This is a genomic window from Paenibacillus amylolyticus, assembly GCF_051136285.1.
GTDB classification, from domain to species: domain Bacteria; phylum Bacillota; class Bacilli; order Paenibacillales; family Paenibacillaceae; genus Paenibacillus; species Paenibacillus amylolyticus_F.
Window position 1 is genome coordinate 1944352 of record NZ_CP194938.1, and the last position, 18029, is coordinate 1962380.

Sequence of the window (18029 nt, forward strand, 5' to 3'; positions counted from 1 at the left end):
GAGTTACTTGGTCCGCTTGAGGAGATCAGCGAGCGCCGCATCCAGCGAAGCATAAGTAAACGTGAATCCTGCCTTTTCCATGCGATCAGGAATCACCCAGCGGCTCTTAAGTACCAGTTCCGTTTCCGTACGGATGAATATGGCTCCAAGTTCAAGCATCCAGCGTGGAGAAGGCAATCCAATGCGGACACCCATCTGTTTCCTAAGACTTGCCATCAGTTCTCGATTGGTCACCGGATGAGGAGACGAGGCATTAAAGACACCTTCCAGCTCTGGATGCTCTTGTACAAACCTCACCATGCGGAACAGATCCTCAATATGAATCCAGCTGAACTGCTGGGTTCCTGCTCCCTGCGCTCCTCCCAGGCCAAATCGAACCAGATTCGTCAACGGTTCCATAACCCCGCCTTCACCAAGTACAATTGCAATGCGCAGCGCAATCTGTCGCGTAGAGGGCAGATTAAAACCGAAAAATGACTGCTCCCATGCTTTGGCTACCTCTACGGAAAAACCTGAACCGATCTCGCCATCTTTTTCCGTCATAGGTCGATCTTCCGCATGTCTGTAAATGGTTGCTGTACTGGAGTTAATCCATAATTCAGGCGGCTGTGCACATGCCAGTATCGCTTCTCCAAGAATATGTGTGGTTTCTGTCCTGGAGTCGAAAATGATTCTGCGGTTCTCTTCCGTGTAGCGGCAATTCACCGATTTGCCAGCCAGGTTGATTAGCATCTCTGCACCTTCAAGCGCTTCAATGATAGCTGATCGATCTTCCCAGGCGATGTGCCCGGACTGGCGTGAGATCACAAGCACATCATATCCCAGCTTTTTAAATCGGGGTGCAAAATCCTGACCAACAAATCCCGTTCCACCAGCAAGTACAACCTTTTTCATGGTATCCCTCATTTCCACCAGATGGTCAATGCCATATATGCAGTACATTTATATCAGATTAAACAACACAAGAGGCCGTTTCGTTTGATTTTACTCCACTCGTGTACTCAGACTCGTCCTTGCACACCAATCGTTTCATATAACCTGCTTCGCTCTTCGTTTGCCCACACATTCGTAGCATCCTGTTCAAGTCGATACTGTAGTTCATCATGAAAATCATGAATCATATAACCTTCGGGCAGTTCACCCAATATAGCTTCAAAATTATACACGGGTAGCGCTCGCTGCCCTTCGCCAATCTGCTTCAGCCAATTCATCCAGTCATGCAGTGTGAGCACGCCATCCTGCCATAACTCTGCCTGCAAACCAAGCACGTCCTGCAGCTGCTCATAGGCCAGTAAATCCGTGAAACGGCGACAAGCCTTGACACCCAATTCAAATATTTCATTTGCCGCACGGCGAATGTCATGTGTCAGCTCCACCTCAAGACCTTCCACATAATCCTGAACCTGAATATGCTGACCGTCATCGTATAATAAGGGCGCATGGGCAAGCATTCGTATAATGTCTTGCAATTCGTTCGTTGAAATATCCTTTCGCTCCTCCAGAGCGGTTAATTGAAATCCTGTAATGATGGTTCACTCCTGACTCGTTCATCTATTATTGACCTATAGTATAACATGCTTTTCTCCAATGCTGCCTGCGATGCACAAGAAGAATCAGAAGGCTTTCATACACGCGCTTGACTATTACTACATGTTGTAGTAATTTGAATGTACTACGTAGTGTAGTAGTTAAAATTTTCGTTATGGACGCATAACGTTTTAAAGGAGTGCTTGTGGTGCACCAAATTCAAAAATGGTCCGAAACCGAGCTGGAACTGATGGAGGTGATCTGGTCTTGTACTCCTCCAGTCACTTCTTCCGAACTGTTAGACATGTTTAATGAAAAAGGAAAAGCGTGGAAAGCACAGACCATCTCTACTTTTCTATCCAGACTCGTTGATAAGGGAGCGCTCACCGTAACAAGACAAGGTCGTACAAACTATTACGAACCTCTTCTGCTGCCCGAAGACTACAAACTCCAGAAAACAAAAACGGTACTTGATGGACTCTACCAAGGCTCTGTTAAAAATCTGGTTTCAGCCATGTACGACGGGGATAAACTTTCAGAGGATGACATTGCAGAATTAAAAAAATGGCTGTCGGAAAAGTAGGTGCCAAACATGAATATCTTTCTAGAGCTGTTGGTCGCATTGACGATGGCCGGAAGCATGGCTACAGCCTGCATCCTTGCACTGCGCTTTCTGAATGTTCACGTTTTCCCGGCTCACTGGCGTTACGGACTGAGTAAAATGGCTGTCGTTTTTTATGTACTGCCCCTCTCGTTCGGTATTCCCTGCTTCGCAAGCTTGTTTCAACACACATCAAACACAACCGTTAAACCATCCGACAGCGGGCGAAGCATGTTTGGGGGAATTCCTGCACCAGAGTGGACTATACCATCTACTGTGGCCTATGTTCTGCTCGGTGCTTGGGGAGTGGGCGTTCTCGTTTATTCAACGTGGCAGATCTACTGTTATCGCAAATTCACCATTGAATTGAAACGTACACGAACGGATGTGCAAGAGAACAGCGAGGCAGCCCTTTTACTTCCGATCATGAAGAAAAAGCTGCGTATTCGGCGGCATGTTCAACTGGCCTATAGTCCGATTCTCCGAAGTCCTGTACTGGTCGGTTTGACTAAACCTATTATTTATTTACCTCTATCCGGTACAATCCACCTGGATATGAGACTGGTTTATCACCATGAATTAACTCATCTTAAACATAAGGATCTATGGGTCAAGGCCATCACTTTATTCGTCAGCGCCCTGCACTGGTTCAATCCACTGGTTCACCTTCTTCGTCAGGAGATTCATACGTGGAGCGAGTTTTCTTGTGATGAAAAGGTAGTGCGGGAGATGTCCCTCGAAGATCGCAGACGTTATGGAGAAACGATTTTAAAGGTGGTGGCGGGCGCACGAAGCCTGCCTGTGCAATTTTGCTCCTCCCTTTCCGGGGAAGGAAAACAACTCAAAAGGAGACTAACGATGATGTTGGATGTAAAAAAAATGAACAAAAAGCATCGGATGATAACGATCGGAGCTTTATGTCTGATTGCCGTAGCAAGTACGTCCACAGCCGTATGGGCGTCTAACCATACACCCAAAGTAGAATCAAAAGCGACTGAAGCTGTGCCTGTACCTGATACTTCCGGAAAATCTTCAGCCCAAGCTGCTGAGGTGAGCATTACTGTCCCTAAGGATGAGGTCGCTGAAGTCGCCCCTTCCGTTAGCTCTTCCAGAGATACTTTGGTACCGGCTGCTGAGATCAGGGCTACTTCCCCTAGGGATGAGGTTGCTGAAGTTGCCCCTTCTCCTAGTACCTCTAGATCCGTTACAACCCCAGCTACTGAAATTAGAGCTGTTAGTGATCCTGCTGAAAAATAGGATGTGTCGCGAACACCCTGTAAGCATACGTCGCCCATTAAAACGAGAAACAGGACGAAGCATCTTCATACCGCTTCGCCCTGTTTCTCGTTTTATTATAGAAATGCCTTGACTGCGCCAAAGTATTCACGAATCATATTGATCGGTTTCAAATATCCGGGTGAAGGAGCGGATATACCATATTCTGCGGCGTAGCCATTTTTGGCTGCGATATATTTCGATCTGAACATATGGTAGTCGCTCGTGACAATCATAATTTTGGGATGTTCCAGCCCGGAGGCAAGGATGATATTTTTAGAAAAAGCCAAATTTTCCTGCGTGTTTGTCGAGCGATCCTCCATAATGATTTGATCGGGTGCAATGCCCTGATCCACCAGATAATTCTTCATTGCTAGAGCTTCGGGAATGGACTCACCCGGCCCCTGACCCCCGGATACAATGACTGGCGTCTGCGGATGGCTGCGAATGTAATCCAGACTGGCATCCAGTCTTTGTTTCAAGGTCAGTGACAATTCCGTTCCCTTGATCCCTGATCCAAGAATGATGACATAATCTGCTCGATCCGTATCCTTTGAACCAAGCTGGGTAAAAACCAGGGCTTCAATAATAACAAAGGACACTGCACCGATCCCGAAAACGACCAACACCACACGTTTCAGCCAGATGTGTTTCTCATAATCAATTCGTCTTAGTATGATAAAGGTCGCCGCGAGGAGAGTAAAAAACTTGACGGCAAAGTTCCAGCCCCAGAAGATCAAAAAGAAAACCAGACACGCCAGCAGGATCAGATCAAGAATATATCCTTTTTCCCGTAAAAATTTCTGTATCAGTACAGCAACACTCCCTTCCATACATCGTCACCCACAATCTTTATCTTATGCCCTGATCATTGTTAGCTTGGGCCAGTGGGTTTGCCAATTCTTTTGCACACACGCTCGTTATAGTAGACTACAATCCATTATCTTTCAATATAACATGTTTTTAACCTTGGAATAAAATAAACAACTCCCCTCAAGCTGTCATTTTCAATTACATCCGAAACGAATGCACGCCTGAAAATCACGGTTCCTGAGCGGAGTTGTGATGATTTCTAATGGGCTCTCCCCATTCTATTTGATTGGTATCCAGATTTGAGGCGGCTGATTCATGCCCCGGTAGACTTCCAGTTCAGGCAGCCATGCATGTTCGTACGAATTGGAAGGGAACCACTCGCCGACTATCCGTTTCCACAAACGTTGTATCCCCTGAGGCATCGGTTCCTCTACCTCGAAAACCACCCATTTGCTGGCGGGAAACGTTAACGTAGATAACCCTTCCGGCTGCTCACCTTTATACGTTGTTGCAATCCAGTACTCCATCTGTTTGTCCTGAATCTCGGCTTGATCCACACACACACCTAACAAACCTGGAATTACCCCATCATTTAATGCAAGTATTCGATCCTCTAAACCACTGTTGTAGGCTTCTTCCCACATGTTGCCGATCCCCTGCAAGTGCTGCCCATCCACATACGAAAACCGTTGTTTGATACCTGTTATGGAAAATGCCTCTTGTTCGACAATATGATGTTTCATTGGCTCTGCTCCTTGTAAATGGACTTGAATAACGAGTCGATTATACGACTGGACTGTAGCACCAGACTTTCGAGTTTCGCTTGGCGTTATGCCATGTTGTCTGCGAAAGGCTTTGGAGAATGATTCAGGCGTATCATAGCCATACTTGAAAGCCAAATCCATAATTTTACGGTCGCCTTGTAACAGTTCATGGGCTGCCAATGTTAACCTTCTGCGTCTGATGTACTCCGCCACGGTAACGTCGGTCATTAAATGGAAGATACGTTGAAAATGAAACGCCGACATATGGGCTTGCGCTGCAATCTGATCCACCGTCAAAGGCTCCAGTAAATGCTCTTCCATGTATTGAATAGTCTTCTGTATCGCTTCGACCCATTTCATGTGCTTCATCACTCCTTGCTCCTAATAATACAAGATGATGCGCACAGAGGCCTGTCATTTTGTGCTTATCTCTGTCCGGTAGCAGTATGAGGTATGCGGTGTGTACTTCACGCCCCGACAAACACCGCTATGTCTCTTATATCATCCCCACATGCCAATCAGCAGGATGCCACCAAAAATAACAATGGAACAGAGGATGCGTTTCATGCCTTGCTGTTCTTTTAATAACCATATCCCTAGAAAAGCCGCGAACACTGTACCTACTTCCCGAAGCGGGCCTAACCTGGACATTGGTGCCTGTTCCAGTGCAAACAGAAAGAGCAGATACGACCCCGGATTCAGCAAAGCTCCAAGCAGAATGGTCGAACGATTCACCCTCCACTCCTGACGCAAACCACCTGAAGCGAGTAGTGCCGGTGTTAATCCAGCCACAAAACCAATATTCGTGATCTCAAGCAATGCCAGTGGCGAAATATGCTGCAGATTTAATTTGTCCACAAACACATAACTCGTCGTACATAATCCAACGCACAGAGCCATCAGAACCGGCTTCGCCCCTTGCATCCCGGACCCTGGTCTCACCTTCCTGCTCCCCACACCGCTAAGAACCGTGAAACCAACAATCATGCAGGCAATGCCTAGCCATCCGTATCCCGACAACTTCTCCCCCAGAAAAGCAACCCCGATCAAAGGCACCAGCAACGTGCTTGTGCCTCTCATAATCGGATAAATTTGCGATAGATCACCAAGCTCATACGTCTGAGACAATAGCCAGGAATATAATGCCTGCAGCCCCATCGATACGATCAGCAGTGCATAGGCTGATATCGGTAACGATTCACGAGACAATTCCTTCACCAGCACAGGCAGCAGTAATACGGTCGGAATCATCATAATAGACCATAGAAAAACACTTTTGTTCAAACTACGCTTCGTAAACATACTCCAGACGGCATGCGCCATCCCCGAAGCAAGTACCAGAATTAACGGTAAAATCATGATGTTTATGTTCCTCTCTGTTTCTCTTGCTCAGGTTGATGCTCCGGCTGTTCCTTCACTACCGATCCGTCCTCCAGACGAAGCCAGGTGTCAAATGCCCGCTTACCTGCACGCATCTGAATAACGCGCCCTCCGCGCAACATACCTTCTCTTCCGTATGTACTGTGACCGCTGGAACGACCATAACAAAGACGTATGCCGTGATAATCGCCGTGAAAATCATTCACATGATCATGCCCGCAGAATGTGCCCATCACATCACCCATCTCCAGCAACGTAGCAAACAACCCCGAATTGATTGGTGCGCAGCAGACCGGTTCATATTTGTTGCCATAACAAATCTGACTATTCCACATCAGCTGATATTCGGGAATCGGGATATGGAAAAACGCCAAGGCTGGCAGCTTATCCCCGCGGCTGCGGTCGGGATTAACGCGTGTGGATTCATCCATCAGCCACCGGAGCTGACTCTGCTGAATCCAGCCATAACCGGGGATCGATTCCACGGTCGAATAACTCCCCGAATCAAATAAGTACAACACGGCTGCCGGAAGACCATCCTCTCCGGCAATCTCCAGCGTGTAATTGCCCATACCTGCAATGTCACGCGGCCCTGCTTCCGTCACGCTATGCGGATGCTCCTGAACAACATGAATGAGCTCTGCTTGCGTAATTCGCTGCTCGGCATCATGATTGCCAAACACAAAAGCCCACGGAATCCCACACGCCTCCACAACCGAGACAGCATCACGAAAAGCCTGCTCTGGATGCTCACACGCTTGATTCCCCGGTTCCACAGGCCCGGTGTAAATTACATCTCCTGTAAAAACAACAAGATCCGGCTGCTCCAGCTCGATGGTGGTTTGCATCATCCGCTGGGTTCGGAGATCTTCTGGCCGCCCGTCTTTCCAATGCAAATCGGTAAACTGTACGATGGTGAAGGTGCTATTTTCGTGAAAAGCAAGTTGTCTTTTCAATATACTGTCCTCCCGAATACCACATGAATACGCAATGAAATCGAGCAAGAACTTTCACTTATTCCATGCAGTTTGATAGATAGCTATATGTATTGCTGATTATGGCGCTAATAGACTTATTTATACCCTGTATTATCATGTGGTTTTTTGTTGTTTTATATGATATTATCCTCACATCAATGGTCTGTCAATACGTTTACTCACAACTACCAAATGAAATTGACAAGTGCTTTTCACAAAATTACACTATTAAAAACAACAACAATCCACACAAATACCAACCGTAGAACGTAAGGAGGCCAGATTTGAATGTCATTAACATACGAGGAACGAAAAGATACCATCCTTACCCAGCTTGCCACACAAGGCAAAGTTCAGGTACAAACGCTAGCTCAGCACTTTCAGGTGTCCACAGAAACCATTCGGCGGGATCTGGATCGTCTGGAGAAAGAAGGCGAATTGCGTAAAGTTTACGGGGGTGCTGTACGTGTGCGCTCTGGCATGATCGAAGCTCCCTTCCAAAAGCGTTCACAGCTGCAGCTCCAAGAAAAACAGGCCATTGCTGTCGCAGCAGCTTCCTTGATTGAGGACGGTGAGACTATCATGCTCGACAATGGCACAACCACACTCGAAATTATGCGTCAATTGCAGCACCGTTCCCAAGTGACGGTGATCACCAATTCAGTTCCAATTCTGGCTGTTGCTCTGGAATCTTTTGCTGGCAAAATCATTTTTGCCGGAGGTGAGATCCACACCGCGGTTCAAGCCTCCACCGGACCTGCCGCACACGAAATGCTGAGTCAGTTCAAAGTCAACAAATCGTTCATCTCGGCAGGGGGTGTTTCCTTCACGGATGGCATCACGGATTATGTACTGGAGGAAGCTTTGATCTCGCGTAAAATGATGGAACGTGCGGAGGAAGCGATCCTCGTGGCGGATCATACCAAGTTTGGACGCTCCACGTTTGCCAAGATTGCACCCGTTGAGCATATATCCATGGTCATTACCGACTCCGCTTGCCCGGCTGAATGGATCGAAAATCTTCAACGGCTGGAGATCGAAACCGTGATTCCGGATTGACAATACAATCTGCTCCATATCGTCTTTGGTGTACACCTGCTGGCGGTAAGGTTTTCCGTCAGCATAACGCATCGTTGGAAAGAGGTCGCCATATTTGAAACTCACAACTTCTGGGGGGAGTTCATCCCATGGAATGATGATAGCCATTGAGGTGCCCCATACAGATCATCTCCTATCAACACATTGGATTGTTTCTACTTCCCCGATTAGATCCCGGCGGATCTCTCTATGTATATAGATGACTTATCTCGCATTGGCTCTTTCTATGACTAATATGTTGTAATATCAATTTGACTCCCTTATTAATTAGGAATTTTTAACCAAAAAAATGATAAACTATAATTATTGTATACGTACAACTATTTCCTCATTTTGTTAGTTCAATCATCATTTTATTCGTGCAAAAGAAGGAGGTCATCCGATGTTTGCTGTAAGCGCAAAACAAGTAGAGGATCAATTGATCATTCGCTGGCAGTTATCCAAATATGAACTTCCCCTCGCTCAGATCACATCTGTCACGCTGGATGATACATATGGAGGGAGTGAACCCTCAGCGATTCGAATTGGTCCTGTCGGTGGTACAACCGAACGAATTCTGATTCGCACCACAAATCAATCTTACATTTTATTTACAAATAGTGTGAGTCTAATTTCTCAGATCCAAGCTATGTTATCTCACTCCGCAAATTAGTATTTCAATGGGTTCAATTTCATTAATTAGTTAAGAGCCACCGATCAGATTCAAAAAATCTAGTCGATGGCTCTTTTCATTTTGATCTCGTTTACGTATCCGTACGTACCTCGTCCCACGCTTGATCGAGATAACAGATGAGCCAGTTAAGTGCGTGATGCCGTTCATAAGCTACACCAGGATTCAGCCCAGCAGGCGGTGTGCTCTCCTTGATCCGGCTATCCACACATACCCAGTTGTACCGATAGATTAAATCTGCCTCGTCCAAGATTTCACCTTTGGTGCGCAGGGTAGCACCCGACAGAAACGCCTCGAAGCTGTCCTTTTGCTGTAAATAACCAACATCTTTACTTACGTTACACAGCTCTGCAGGTGAACCCAATTCCTCCACGTACCCCAGTGCCCACAACATCACATGGTATGCCTCATATCCCCAAGAGAAACGAATGACCTCTTGCTGTTCTGCTCCCTGCTGATCCAGAAACGACTTTTCATCGGGCGAAAAGAAGGCAGACGCATCATATTTATCGATCACTTCCTGCACAAGCGCTGCAGTGTCATCGTCACTTTCACCTGCTCCCAGACATTCGCCTTTGAGCGCGGCCAAGCAGAGAGCCACAGCACGCTGCGCTACCTCTTCTTTCGTTCGGATCTCCGTGTCTTGCTCTCCCGATCTTGCCGGCAGATTAACATTATACGGAATCCCCAGTGCAGCTAATTGCTGCTCTGAACGTGCCTTGCGCCCTACAGCATCCGCTGAAGGTGAACGGCTGTCATCCAGATAACTGGTGTGCGCAGTTACCTTGTAATCCTCTACCTCGGATTCTCCGTTCACATCCAGAAGCAGCTGACCTTGAGCATTCAGCAAGGAGCCCCCTCCCCAGAAAATGACGGCGTCCAGCGCTTCAGCCAATTGTAATAACTCGTTAAAGAACTCTTCCGAGATATTTTCCTCGGTCTCGATGCCAACCACCATATTCAGGGTGGAGCATTTAATCAGTACTTTTTCCTGAAGCGCCGCATTACGTCCCTCGATCTGACTTAGAAACCCAAGCATACCTTGAATCATCGTGCTGAACTCTTCCGGATGCGTCTGGCTCGTCATCATGTTGAAACCTTTTGTTTTTTTGCTGAACCACTTTTTCTGAGTCACCTGAATGTGCGTCTGGTCTTCTCTCCGCTGGATAGTGGACTCAGGGTAAATGGATTGAATGATTTCATATAATTGATCCAAGTCAAACTGGGAGCTGTAAATCGCACAGTTCCTCATAGGGTGTTTGCCCTCCTTCTTGTGTCTGAATTCTAGTTAAAAAAGATGATGAGGTGTCCTGGATTGATCTTTGATTAATCCTTGTAGGGATCAAACTCATTGCCACCAGCCATCGCCACGCCTACCGGGCGCAGGACATGATTGATTTTCAGCGTATTCGCATGTGCATTCAGCACATCCTGCAATTTTTTATATACAAACGGGCTTTCATCTGTACCTGCTCCGCGTAGCTCTACACCATAAGCACGAATCGCTGCTTGCATCTGCTCTTCACTAATTTCGCCGCCCATACGCGTGCGAAGTTTGTAATTCATTTTGCCTGCCGCCTGTGTACGGCTCATAATGCGCCCTGCCCCGTGAACCGTGCTACGGAAAGACTCGGTATTCTCCTGACTGTCGATCCCCTCTACAATCACCGAAATATCGCCCATACTCCCGCCAACAAAACCAAGCTGGTCCGGCGCCAGCGGTGTGGCTCCTTTACGAACAACGACGACTTCTTCGCCCATATGATGTTCTTTCCAAGCAAAGTTATGATGATTATGTACGGCATATTCTGCGCTCGCTCCAAGGATAGCCAACACCTGCTCGATCACGTAATCCCTTCCGGCATAGGCATACCGACCCGCCAGTGTCATACCCGCCCAATACATATCACCCATTTCACTATTCAGGTCAAACAGGGTCGGCGGCTGATCCATGGATTCGCCCGGTGCTTTGCCACTGAACTTCCGTCCAGCCGCCAAGTTAAGGAATCCACTTGCCACCTTATGCCCGAAGCCACGACTGCCAAAATGATTCGCAATCCATACCTTTCCCGTTTCCTCTTCCACAAAAACATCGACAAAATGATTGCCGCTGCCCACCGTTCCAAGTTGATTACGTGCCAATGTCTTCAACTTCTGTTGCAATCCGCCTTCAATGGCATCAAAGAGGTTCCAGTTCGGATCGTCGAACAGCTCATGCTCCACCGGGGTTGGATTGTTCCGGCCTACGCCGAATGAGATTGTTGCATTGATATCATCCATAATGACCGCAATCCGGTCACGAATATCGTCCCACATCAGGTTGGTGCGCACAGCTTTGTTGCCGCAGGCAATATCGTATCCCACTCCTGACGGACTGATCATGTTGCGGTAAGCAACCACTCCGCCAATCGGCTGCGAATATCCCTTGTGATGATCGGCCATTAAGGCTACACCCATCACATCCCCATATTTGGAACAAGTCACCGCCTGACTGACAGCATTCTCCAGCGGTTCCCCCCAAACTTTGATGTTATCCACGATACGCATGTTTTGGTAACCTCCTATGTATTCTTTCCCTTAGTTTAACAAAAAAGAGAACGTCCGCTAAGGATACGCTCTCTTTTTCCTAACCTACTTCTTTGTAATCTTAAACTTAAACTCCCACGTCGCCGTGTTACCCGAATATCGACCTCTGTTCTCCGTCACCACAACCGCCACTGTCTTAGTGGTTGATTTTGAGAACGAAGAAAGTTTCACATTGGTGCTTTTACTGCCGTAATCCGGAATTTTGTCCTGTTCTTCCGCAAGAGCCTCCAACTTCAACGTACCACTCGGCTTCATATTCAGTGTCACGGATGAACCTTCTTCCAGCTCTTTCCCGTTCACACTTGCGCCGATCGCCCACTCGTTACCGACCGAGTTATTCTCGACCAGTTCCGCACTGACCAACGTAACCGTGACTTTGACTGATTTGGCTGCAGCGTAAGACGTTGGAGAACACACAGCAAAGACAAGTGCCACAATCATAAAGACATTAGCCCATTTTTTGAACACAAGAGTACCTCCCTCTTATTCTGTTCATTCAGTAAGACTATGCCTTATTCGTCATGCTTCTTAAGTAATCCTTCCGCCCTTACTGCAACTTATAAATGTTTTCGGTATCCCTGAACCTTCTCATCCCTAAAGCCCAGTTTTTCGTAAAATCGATGTGCTTCTTTGCGTTGATCTCCAGACACCAGAATGATGTATGCACACCCCAGATCCTTGGCAATATGTTCAATCTTAAGCATCAGTTTCTGTCCAATGCCCTGCCTGCGCACCCGTTCGGAGACAATTACATTTTCCACGACCATGAATGGCTCGCAAGAACCGAGCAGATCCAAACACTCGATCCCCATAACTGATCCAACAAGTTCATCCTGATCATAGGCTCCAAGCACATAGTAGTGACTCTGTTTCTTCATTTGTTGCAACGTCTTTTGCATCAGTTGTTCATTCATTTGCTGTTCATTGGAAGGTGTGCCCATCAATTCATGATATAGCTGGTTTAACCCTGACAAATCCTGCGCTTCAATCTGCTTAATTGTAATCATCGTGATGTCTCTACTCCTTCTGGTGTGATAAGATCCTTCTTGAAATAGTAATGCTGGTGTCCCGTAGGCGCATTCTCGATCAACGTCATCAGCTCGTACCCGTGCTTTTGGTAAAATTCGGGGGCCTGGTAGGAGAACGTGTTCAGCATAATAAAATCACAGCCCTTTTCCTGGGCTAAACGTTCAATCTCCTGAAGTAGCTGTGTTCCATAACCCTTGTGTCTTTCCTTGGCATCTACCCATAGGATATCTAGCTCAACCCAGTTCCAGCATAAGGTGCTCAGTACCCCAGCTACAATCTGCCCCGCCTCGTTTCGAATATGAAAATGAAGTTCCTCATATCTATTCTTTAACGCTTCGCTCACATTTGCCGCATTATAAGCGATTAATTGCTGGCGGACATATGCGGAATCTGCTTCGGTACTTGGTGTAATGTTTGGATTAGTCATTTTTTGCGCACCTCCTGCTTGTTCATTTACATATTGATTTCCTAAGCCTTTTTCCATTTTCGAATCTGGGTACGAAACGTTTTGAACGGGGCTACCGAGTTAATCTGAATCCACTTCACCATAGGCCACCCAGACTTGGTCACTGTCCACTGTCTCGCTCCTTGTGCAAATAATTCTTGATACGTTAATGTCTCCAGCCACTGCTGCCACTGTTGTTCCGTCTCGCGAAACATAGCACGTAGTTCATCCAGCGAATACTCTGAATACGTTTCGTAAAAAGAAGCATTCAGGGCACCTAATTGATTCCATTTATATTCCGAAGACGGCATCTTGAACTCCAGCCATAGCATATCACTCCTCGTCCATGGTTGGGACAATGTTGTCCGAAGTAGCGCTTTCCTCAAAGCAATCCAATAAAGCCTGTGCCACATCACCCGGAGATCGGAGTTGACCCGACTCGTACACATTCTGGAATACGCCAGACAGAGCAAACTCTTCTGCATCCTTTCCTCTCGCCACGGCCTGCAATTCCGTATCCACCATGCCCGGATCAAAGACGATGATCTCTGCCGGATTAGACTGTGAAGTTTGTTCCATCGCTACACATTGTGTGAACATGTTGATTCCTGCCTTTGATGTGCAATAGGCTGCCATTGAAGGAGCAGGATAACTGCCCGAAGCGGAACTGACATTGATGATTTTTCGACGTGCCGGCATATGACTGGTGTAACGGATAAAAGATGATGTAAGAATCATAGGCGCAGCCAAGCTGATATTCAGATGAATGCTAATGTCGCTCGCTAGGCACTGATCTATGGGTTTTAACGGTTCCAGCATGGCTGCATTATTAATAAGTCCAATGCATTCCACAGAAGCGAGCGGGATCTGGTCCAATATCCCCGAGATCAAATCGTCAATATGATGAGTGTCTTCAAGATCGAACTGGACATGAGTGTATCGTTCGTAGGTATTGTTCAAGTCGGATGCTCCGCGTGCTATGCCATAGACTGTGTCCCCTTTTTCCAAACAAAGTTCTGCAAGCTGTCTGCCAATTCCTTTGGACGTACCTGTGATAATAAAGATTCTGTTCCCCATGTGCTCGCCGCCTCTCTATTGTTTTTTTCTCCACAACGTCACCCACAGGATAGGCAGACCAAAATACGGCTCTTCCTGCCCCATCGCCTTCATGGGACGCAATTCCACACACTCAAATTCTTCCTCCAGCAAATACCGAAGTTTCTCCTCTGTAAAAGCAAGCCCTCCCCGCATCGACTTCTCGCGGTAAACTTCCCAATCGTCCATCACATGTTCCGGCCCACCCTGACCGCCAAATCCCGGTGCAAAACAGGTCATGCCAAACAGACCTCCCGGCTTCAGCGCACGATGAATCATCTCGATGTAAGGAATACGCTGATGCGGCAACAGATGATGCAGGCAACCCGAATCATAGACCAAATCATATTCTTGCTCTGGTGCCAGTTCGAACACCGATCGACATTCAAAGTATACATCCAGCTGTTCTTCCACTGCCCGTTCCTTTGCCCAGGCAATCGCTGTCTCTGACAGATCATAAGCATCGACCTGATAACCGTGGCGAGCTAGATACAACGCATTCCGGCCGGGGCCACATCCCAGCTCCAGTGCTCTGCCGCCTCTTAACCGTCCCGCTTCTACTTCAGCGACCAGATTCTCATCTGGCTTGTTTGGAAAAAATGGAATCGGTCTGTCCCGATTCTCATAGAACGGCTCCCAAAATTGCTTGGCCGATCTGAAATCCGCATCGAGCATATCATAGAGATCCTGCACACTTTTTATTGTTTTTTCCAAAGTCTAATTCCCTCCTGTTCAACACTATGGATGAATGTTTTCACTGCAAATTATAGACATCTTCCAATAAATCCAGCACAATCAATACACTCTATTATAACATTTTTAACCAATCATTCTCTATTTTCCAAGTTTAATTTTGGTAGAATATTCATTGTTTTCCCACACAAAAAAGCGAGCGACATGGTATGTCACCCGCTTGATATTCCCGCTATAAAATCACCGCTGTACCGCTGTTTAATCGTCTATTTTTTAACCTTGCGCTCCATCACAGCAAAGTAGTTCTTCTCATTATCTGCAAAATTAAAGACACGCCCTGTTGGCATCTCTACAACTTCCCCAACCGTTACATGTTTAGCGACCAAATCGGCATATAACCGATCAAGGTCATCAGTGAAAAACATCAACGAAGGTGTCCCCAAATTTAGCTCGGCCGACATACGTGCCACGACCTCTTTATCATGCAAAATGATGCTTGTCTGTGAGTCTTTCGCAGGCGCGACTTCAATCCATCTCATACCTTCATCAAGGATGACCTCATCCACGATGTGGAATCCGGCTACTTCTGTCCAAAAAGCCAGCGATTCATCCTGGTTATCTACATAAAGCATAATCTGGACGTTTCATAATCCGCATCTTGTTCTTCTCTCAACGGCTCTGGAATTACAGCAGTTTTTTGGTCAAATACAGCACCACATCATCATCAATGATCGTCTCTTCACCTGGTTGAAGGTAATGATCATCTCGGTGAAGCCCCCGCCCGTCTGGAATATATCCACGATGCGCGTATAACACCTGGGCCTTTCCATAATCCGCATATACACCTACACCAATGCCTGCCACAGCAGAGCGTTCCCTTACCACATTCTCGGCATGATCCATCAGCTTGGAACCAATCCCTTGCCGTTGGAACTTCATCAGCACATTAAAATCATTGATCTCCGGAATGCCCTGTTCCTGAAATGAAGGATAATCCGAAGTCCAGATCACGTTGACATAACCGGCGAATTGTCCGTGTAATTCGGCAATCAAGGTCACGCGTTCCCCATTCTGCTGTTCTTCCCAATACCGTTCATACAATCCTAACGGTTTGTGCCACCCCTGTTCTTGAAATGCCTCCGAGATGACTTGCGCGTCCTGCTTCGTTAAATGGCGAATATGTACATTACTCATGATGTTCTCCCCTCAATTACAGCCTTTTGTAAAAGTAACACCTATACTATGACGAAAGTTTGTTGTACTTTTTAGATCCCCAGTCGATCTCGAAGCGAAGTGATCTGGGCAACATGATGTTTCCCATGCCATGCATATAGTCCCAAACAATGATCAAGTCTCATCGTTTCTTTCGATACAGGATGATAGAACTGTTTGGCGTAGTCATCATCCGAGAACGAGTTTAACAATGCCGCCCAGCGGCGATGCAATGCATCCAGAAGTTGCAGTGAAAACTCAATGTTCAGATCCCTTGAGTCACTCAGTTCTGCCCAGCGCTCTTCATAATAAGGGCGAATCGCAGGCATGTCCTCTGTCAGAGCAAGCTTGAACCGAATCACACTGTTCATATGACTATCTGCCATGTGGTGAATGACTTGTCTCAGCATCCAGCCGCCCTCCCGATATGGCAGACTTAGCTGTTCTTCATTTAGTCCTTTTACCGCTTCTCTCGCACGTTCTGGCAAGTCTGCAATATCTTGAATCCATTGCTGCCTCTGAGCCAGCGTTATCTCACCTGCATGTGTAAACTGCCCAATTGGATATCTAAAGTCCATTTTCAATCCCCCATATGATTTGTTTGCTACACATTAACACTACTCGTTCTATTCTATTTCTGGAGTATACTCCATCAGCAAACAGTCTCGCATCTGCCCTTCATGCAGTTCATGTTGTGGCAGCTGTTTAACCCGTCTGAATCCACACTTCTCGTAACAAGATAACGCACGTTCGTTCCAGGCTTGCGGGTCCATAACGATTCTGCGGGCATGTTTCTCTCCAATCAAATACGCTGTCATAGACTTCACCAGTCGTGTGCCAATGCCTATGTTCCAGCAATCCGTTTCCCCGATAAACTGATCCGTTCCATAGATGATCTCACCATTGTCAACATAACCATACGCCGCACGTTCCTCTGGCTCAAGTTCATAGAACTGAATGTATCCGATTGGCCGACCATCATATTCCACAATACAACGGGCAGCCTCATCATCCTGATTGTAAAAATGTGCCCTCACAAGCTCCAGATCATGCGGCTGATCCCGACCTTCGTAATACTGCAGAACCTCAGGGTCAGACAACCATTTGACGAGAGTCGTCTCGTCCTTGGTTTCCAGTAAACGAACGGTTATTTCTTCTGTTTGATATACGTTGTTCATTTCGATCCCTCTTTTACGATATCCAGTTTGTAACCCATGGCCCAGCTCAAATTTTTGCCTAATAATCGTTCATTGTGAACATAATATATCATTGGTTCGTGAAGCGGCTGAGGTGTTCCATCCAGGGCTTTCAACGTAAAACGCATGTTATACGTTCCAATCTTCACGGGTAAAGAAAAGCCGATCAGGTCTTGTGAGAATACCTGCTTCAACTGGCCTTCATCACGGCCCTCCTGCTGGACAGCCTGCTCTAGAATGACTTGATTATCATATGAAGTTCCCACAGATGAAGGTCTGAACCGACCATCTGCCTGTTCTCCAGTGAAAGAAAGTCCTCCCCAACCCGGGATGACAGGGAACATCATATGCTGCCCCTCATCTTCTTTTGTCCGAACAACATGTAATACAACTTCAACGGTTTTTGAATCCAATGAACGTATAGTACCTGATACCGTTACATCCTGAGCAGTGATACTTGATGCCATCTGACGGTATATCAATATACCCGCGAAGAGCAATACCAGGATTCCAATCATGCTATACACCTTCGTTTTGCGCATTCCGATCCTCCAATCTTCTTCAACGATACTCCACTAGATCTATCTTCTCTCCTAATCCAATATTCGACAAAACCAAGCTAATTCCCTGTTCTTGTAAAAATTGAAACGTAGCTATTCCAGTATCCG

At 46.7% G+C, this 18029-nt stretch carries 23 protein-coding genes; 4 read left to right on the forward strand and 19 right to left on the reverse strand.

Translation table 11 applies throughout. The features are described 5' to 3' along the window. Positions 1–3 precede the first annotated feature (3 nt). Both ACR8BL_RS08365 and ACR8BL_RS08370 read right to left on the reverse strand, forming a co-directional pair. Entirely contained in the window at positions 4–894 is an 891-nt protein-coding gene (locus ACR8BL_RS08365) for a TIGR01777 family oxidoreductase (protein ID WP_434752174.1), read from the reverse strand. Positions 895–1001: 107 nt separating this feature from the next. Further along, complete coding sequence (locus ACR8BL_RS08370) at positions 1002–1469, reverse strand: hypothetical protein (RefSeq protein ID WP_434752175.1); 468 nt, start codon at positions 1467–1469, stop codon at positions 1002–1004. A 266-nt stretch (positions 1470–1735) separates the two neighbouring features. On the opposite strand from ACR8BL_RS08370, the gene ACR8BL_RS08375 reads away from it, so the two are divergent. Beyond that, a complete protein-coding gene (locus tag ACR8BL_RS08375; RefSeq protein WP_434752176.1) occupies positions 1736–2110 on the forward strand; it encodes a BlaI/MecI/CopY family transcriptional regulator in 375 nt (124 codons plus the stop codon). A 9-nt stretch (positions 2111–2119) separates the two neighbouring features. After that, a complete protein-coding gene (locus ACR8BL_RS08380; protein ID WP_434752177.1) occupies positions 2120–3385 on the forward strand; it encodes a M56 family metallopeptidase in 1266 nt (421 codons plus the stop codon). Between the two features lie 95 nt (positions 3386–3480). Here the strand turns inward: ACR8BL_RS08380 and ACR8BL_RS08385 are convergent, their stop codons facing one another. The 4 genes from ACR8BL_RS08385 to ACR8BL_RS08400 form a co-directional block, all read right to left on the reverse strand. After that, positions 3481–4236 carry a YdcF family protein gene (locus ACR8BL_RS08385; protein ID WP_434752178.1) on the reverse strand — a complete coding sequence of 252 codons (756 nt, stop codon included), beginning with the start codon at positions 4234–4236 and terminating at the stop codon, positions 3481–3483. A gap of 258 nt (positions 4237–4494) precedes the next feature. Continuing rightward, on the reverse strand, positions 4495–5340 hold the full coding sequence (locus ACR8BL_RS08390) for an effector binding domain-containing protein (protein WP_434753055.1): 846 nt from the start codon (positions 5338–5340) through the stop codon (positions 4495–4497). Positions 5341–5481: 141 nt separating this feature from the next. Then, a complete protein-coding gene (locus ACR8BL_RS08395) occupies positions 5482–6339 on the reverse strand; it encodes a DMT family transporter (RefSeq protein ID WP_434752179.1) in 858 nt (285 codons plus the stop codon). 5 nt (positions 6340–6344) lie between these two features. Next, positions 6345–7316 carry a metallophosphoesterase family protein gene (locus ACR8BL_RS08400; RefSeq protein WP_434752180.1) on the reverse strand — a complete coding sequence of 324 codons (972 nt, stop codon included), beginning with the start codon at positions 7314–7316 and terminating at the stop codon, positions 6345–6347. A gap of 309 nt (positions 7317–7625) precedes the next feature. Here ACR8BL_RS08400 and ACR8BL_RS08405 point away from each other — a divergent pair, with 309 nt between their 5' ends. Both ACR8BL_RS08405 and ACR8BL_RS08410 read left to right on the forward strand, forming a co-directional pair. Next, a complete protein-coding gene (locus tag ACR8BL_RS08405; protein ID WP_434752181.1) occupies positions 7626–8396 on the forward strand; it encodes a DeoR/GlpR family DNA-binding transcription regulator in 771 nt (256 codons plus the stop codon). 421 nt (positions 8397–8817) lie between these two features. After that, positions 8818–9087 (forward strand): SunI/YnzG family protein, encoded by a 270-nt coding sequence (locus tag ACR8BL_RS08410; RefSeq protein WP_434752182.1) that lies wholly within the window; start codon positions 8818–8820, stop codon positions 9085–9087. A 91-nt stretch (positions 9088–9178) separates the two neighbouring features. Here the strand turns inward: ACR8BL_RS08410 and ACR8BL_RS08415 are convergent, their stop codons facing one another. From ACR8BL_RS08415 to ACR8BL_RS08475, 13 genes are all read right to left on the reverse strand, one after another. After that, positions 9179–10357 (reverse strand): DUF4272 domain-containing protein, encoded by a 1179-nt coding sequence (locus ACR8BL_RS08415; RefSeq protein WP_434752183.1) that lies wholly within the window; start codon positions 10355–10357, stop codon positions 9179–9181. A gap of 74 nt (positions 10358–10431) precedes the next feature. Next, positions 10432–11652: an RtcB family protein gene (locus ACR8BL_RS08420; RefSeq protein ID WP_434752184.1), complete on the reverse strand. Its 1221-nt coding sequence runs from the start codon at positions 11650–11652 to the stop codon at positions 10432–10434. Between the two features lie 84 nt (positions 11653–11736). Further along, positions 11737–12159: a hypothetical protein gene (locus ACR8BL_RS08425; RefSeq protein WP_434752185.1), complete on the reverse strand. Its 423-nt coding sequence runs from the start codon at positions 12157–12159 to the stop codon at positions 11737–11739. A gap of 89 nt (positions 12160–12248) precedes the next feature. Then, positions 12249–12698, reverse strand: coding sequence for a GNAT family N-acetyltransferase (locus ACR8BL_RS08430; RefSeq protein ID WP_434752186.1), 450 nt, complete (start codon positions 12696–12698; stop codon positions 12249–12251). Next, a complete protein-coding gene (locus tag ACR8BL_RS08435; protein WP_434752187.1) occupies positions 12695–13147 on the reverse strand; it encodes a GNAT family N-acetyltransferase in 453 nt (150 codons plus the stop codon). Before ACR8BL_RS08435 ends, ACR8BL_RS08430 begins: the two co-directional genes overlap by 4 nt. A 41-nt stretch (positions 13148–13188) precedes the next feature. After that, positions 13189–13497 carry a ClbS/DfsB family four-helix bundle protein gene (locus tag ACR8BL_RS08440; RefSeq protein ID WP_434752188.1) on the reverse strand — a complete coding sequence of 103 codons (309 nt, stop codon included), beginning with the start codon at positions 13495–13497 and terminating at the stop codon, positions 13189–13191. Between the two features lies 1 nt (position 13498). Further along, positions 13499–14242, reverse strand: coding sequence for an SDR family NAD(P)-dependent oxidoreductase (locus tag ACR8BL_RS08445; RefSeq protein ID WP_434752189.1), 744 nt, complete (start codon positions 14240–14242; stop codon positions 13499–13501). Between the two features lie 15 nt (positions 14243–14257). Beyond that, positions 14258–14935 (reverse strand): class I SAM-dependent methyltransferase, encoded by a 678-nt coding sequence (locus ACR8BL_RS08450; protein ID WP_434753056.1) that lies wholly within the window; start codon positions 14933–14935, stop codon positions 14258–14260. Positions 14936–15219: 284 nt separating this feature from the next. After that, positions 15220–15585, reverse strand: coding sequence for a VOC family protein (locus tag ACR8BL_RS08455; protein WP_434752190.1), 366 nt, complete (start codon positions 15583–15585; stop codon positions 15220–15222). 52 nt (positions 15586–15637) lie between these two features. Beyond that, positions 15638–16147: a GNAT family N-acetyltransferase gene (locus ACR8BL_RS08460; protein ID WP_434752191.1), complete on the reverse strand. Its 510-nt coding sequence runs from the start codon at positions 16145–16147 to the stop codon at positions 15638–15640. Positions 16148–16218: 71 nt separating this feature from the next. Beyond that, positions 16219–16743, reverse strand: coding sequence for a YfiT family bacillithiol transferase (locus ACR8BL_RS08465; RefSeq protein WP_434752192.1), 525 nt, complete (start codon positions 16741–16743; stop codon positions 16219–16221). A gap of 48 nt (positions 16744–16791) precedes the next feature. Next, the gene (locus tag ACR8BL_RS08470) at positions 16792–17343 is read right to left on the reverse strand and encodes a GNAT family N-acetyltransferase (protein ID WP_434752193.1); all 552 of its coding nucleotides are present in this window, start codon (positions 17341–17343) and stop codon (positions 16792–16794) included. After that, on the reverse strand, positions 17340–17903 hold the full coding sequence (locus ACR8BL_RS08475) for a hypothetical protein (RefSeq protein ID WP_434752194.1): 564 nt from the start codon (positions 17901–17903) through the stop codon (positions 17340–17342). The genes ACR8BL_RS08470 and ACR8BL_RS08475 overlap by 4 nt, the downstream gene beginning before the upstream one ends. Positions 17904–18029 lie beyond the last annotated feature (126 nt).

Bases quoted from the DNA above. Each gene is read 5' to 3' on its own strand.
- ACR8BL_RS08365 (WP_434752174.1), bottom strand. From the start codon at position 894: ATGAAAAAGGTTGTACTTGCTGGTGGAACGGGATTTGTTGGTCAGGAT.
- ACR8BL_RS08380 (WP_434752177.1), top strand. From the start codon at position 2,120: ATGAATATCTTTCTAGAGCTGTTGGTCGCATTGACGATGGCCGGAAGC.
- ACR8BL_RS08385 (WP_434752178.1), bottom strand. From the start codon at position 4,236: ATGGAAGGGAGTGTTGCTGTACTGATACAGAAATTTTTACGGGAAAAA.
- ACR8BL_RS08390 (WP_434753055.1), bottom strand. From the start codon at position 5,340: ATGAAATGGGTCGAAGCGATACAGAAGACTATTCAATACATGGAAGAG.
- ACR8BL_RS08395 (WP_434752179.1), bottom strand. From the start codon at position 6,339: ATGATTTTACCGTTAATTCTGGTACTTGCTTCGGGGATGGCGCATGCC.
- ACR8BL_RS08405 (WP_434752181.1), top strand. From the start codon at position 7,626: ATGTCATTAACATACGAGGAACGAAAAGATACCATCCTTACCCAGCTT.
- ACR8BL_RS08410 (WP_434752182.1), top strand. From the start codon at position 8,818: ATGTTTGCTGTAAGCGCAAAACAAGTAGAGGATCAATTGATCATTCGC.
- ACR8BL_RS08415 (WP_434752183.1), bottom strand. From the start codon at position 10,357: ATGAGGAACTGTGCGATTTACAGCTCCCAGTTTGACTTGGATCAATTA.
- ACR8BL_RS08420 (WP_434752184.1), bottom strand. From the start codon at position 11,652: ATGCGTATCGTGGATAACATCAAAGTTTGGGGGGAACCGCTGGAGAAT.
- ACR8BL_RS08430 (WP_434752186.1), bottom strand. From the start codon at position 12,698: ATGATTACAATTAAGCAGATTGAAGCGCAGGATTTGTCAGGGTTAAAC.
- ACR8BL_RS08435 (WP_434752187.1), bottom strand. From the start codon at position 13,147: ATGACTAATCCAAACATTACACCAAGTACCGAAGCAGATTCCGCATAT.
- ACR8BL_RS08440 (WP_434752188.1), bottom strand. From the start codon at position 13,497: ATGCTATGGCTGGAGTTCAAGATGCCGTCTTCGGAATATAAATGGAAT.
- ACR8BL_RS08445 (WP_434752189.1), bottom strand. From the start codon at position 14,242: ATGGGGAACAGAATCTTTATTATCACAGGTACGTCCAAAGGAATTGGC.
- ACR8BL_RS08450 (WP_434753056.1), bottom strand. From the start codon at position 14,935: ATGCTCGATGCGGATTTCAGATCGGCCAAGCAATTTTGGGAGCCGTTC.
- ACR8BL_RS08455 (WP_434752190.1), bottom strand. From the start codon at position 15,585: ATGCTTTATGTAGATAACCAGGATGAATCGCTGGCTTTTTGGACAGAA.
- ACR8BL_RS08460 (WP_434752191.1), bottom strand. From the start codon at position 16,147: ATGAGTAATGTACATATTCGCCATTTAACGAAGCAGGACGCGCAAGTC.
- ACR8BL_RS08465 (WP_434752192.1), bottom strand. From the start codon at position 16,743: ATGGACTTTAGATATCCAATTGGGCAGTTTACACATGCAGGTGAGATA.
- ACR8BL_RS08470 (WP_434752193.1), bottom strand. From the start codon at position 17,343: ATGAACAACGTATATCAAACAGAAGAAATAACCGTTCGTTTACTGGAA.
- ACR8BL_RS08475 (WP_434752194.1), bottom strand. From the start codon at position 17,903: ATGCGCAAAACGAAGGTGTATAGCATGATTGGAATCCTGGTATTGCTC.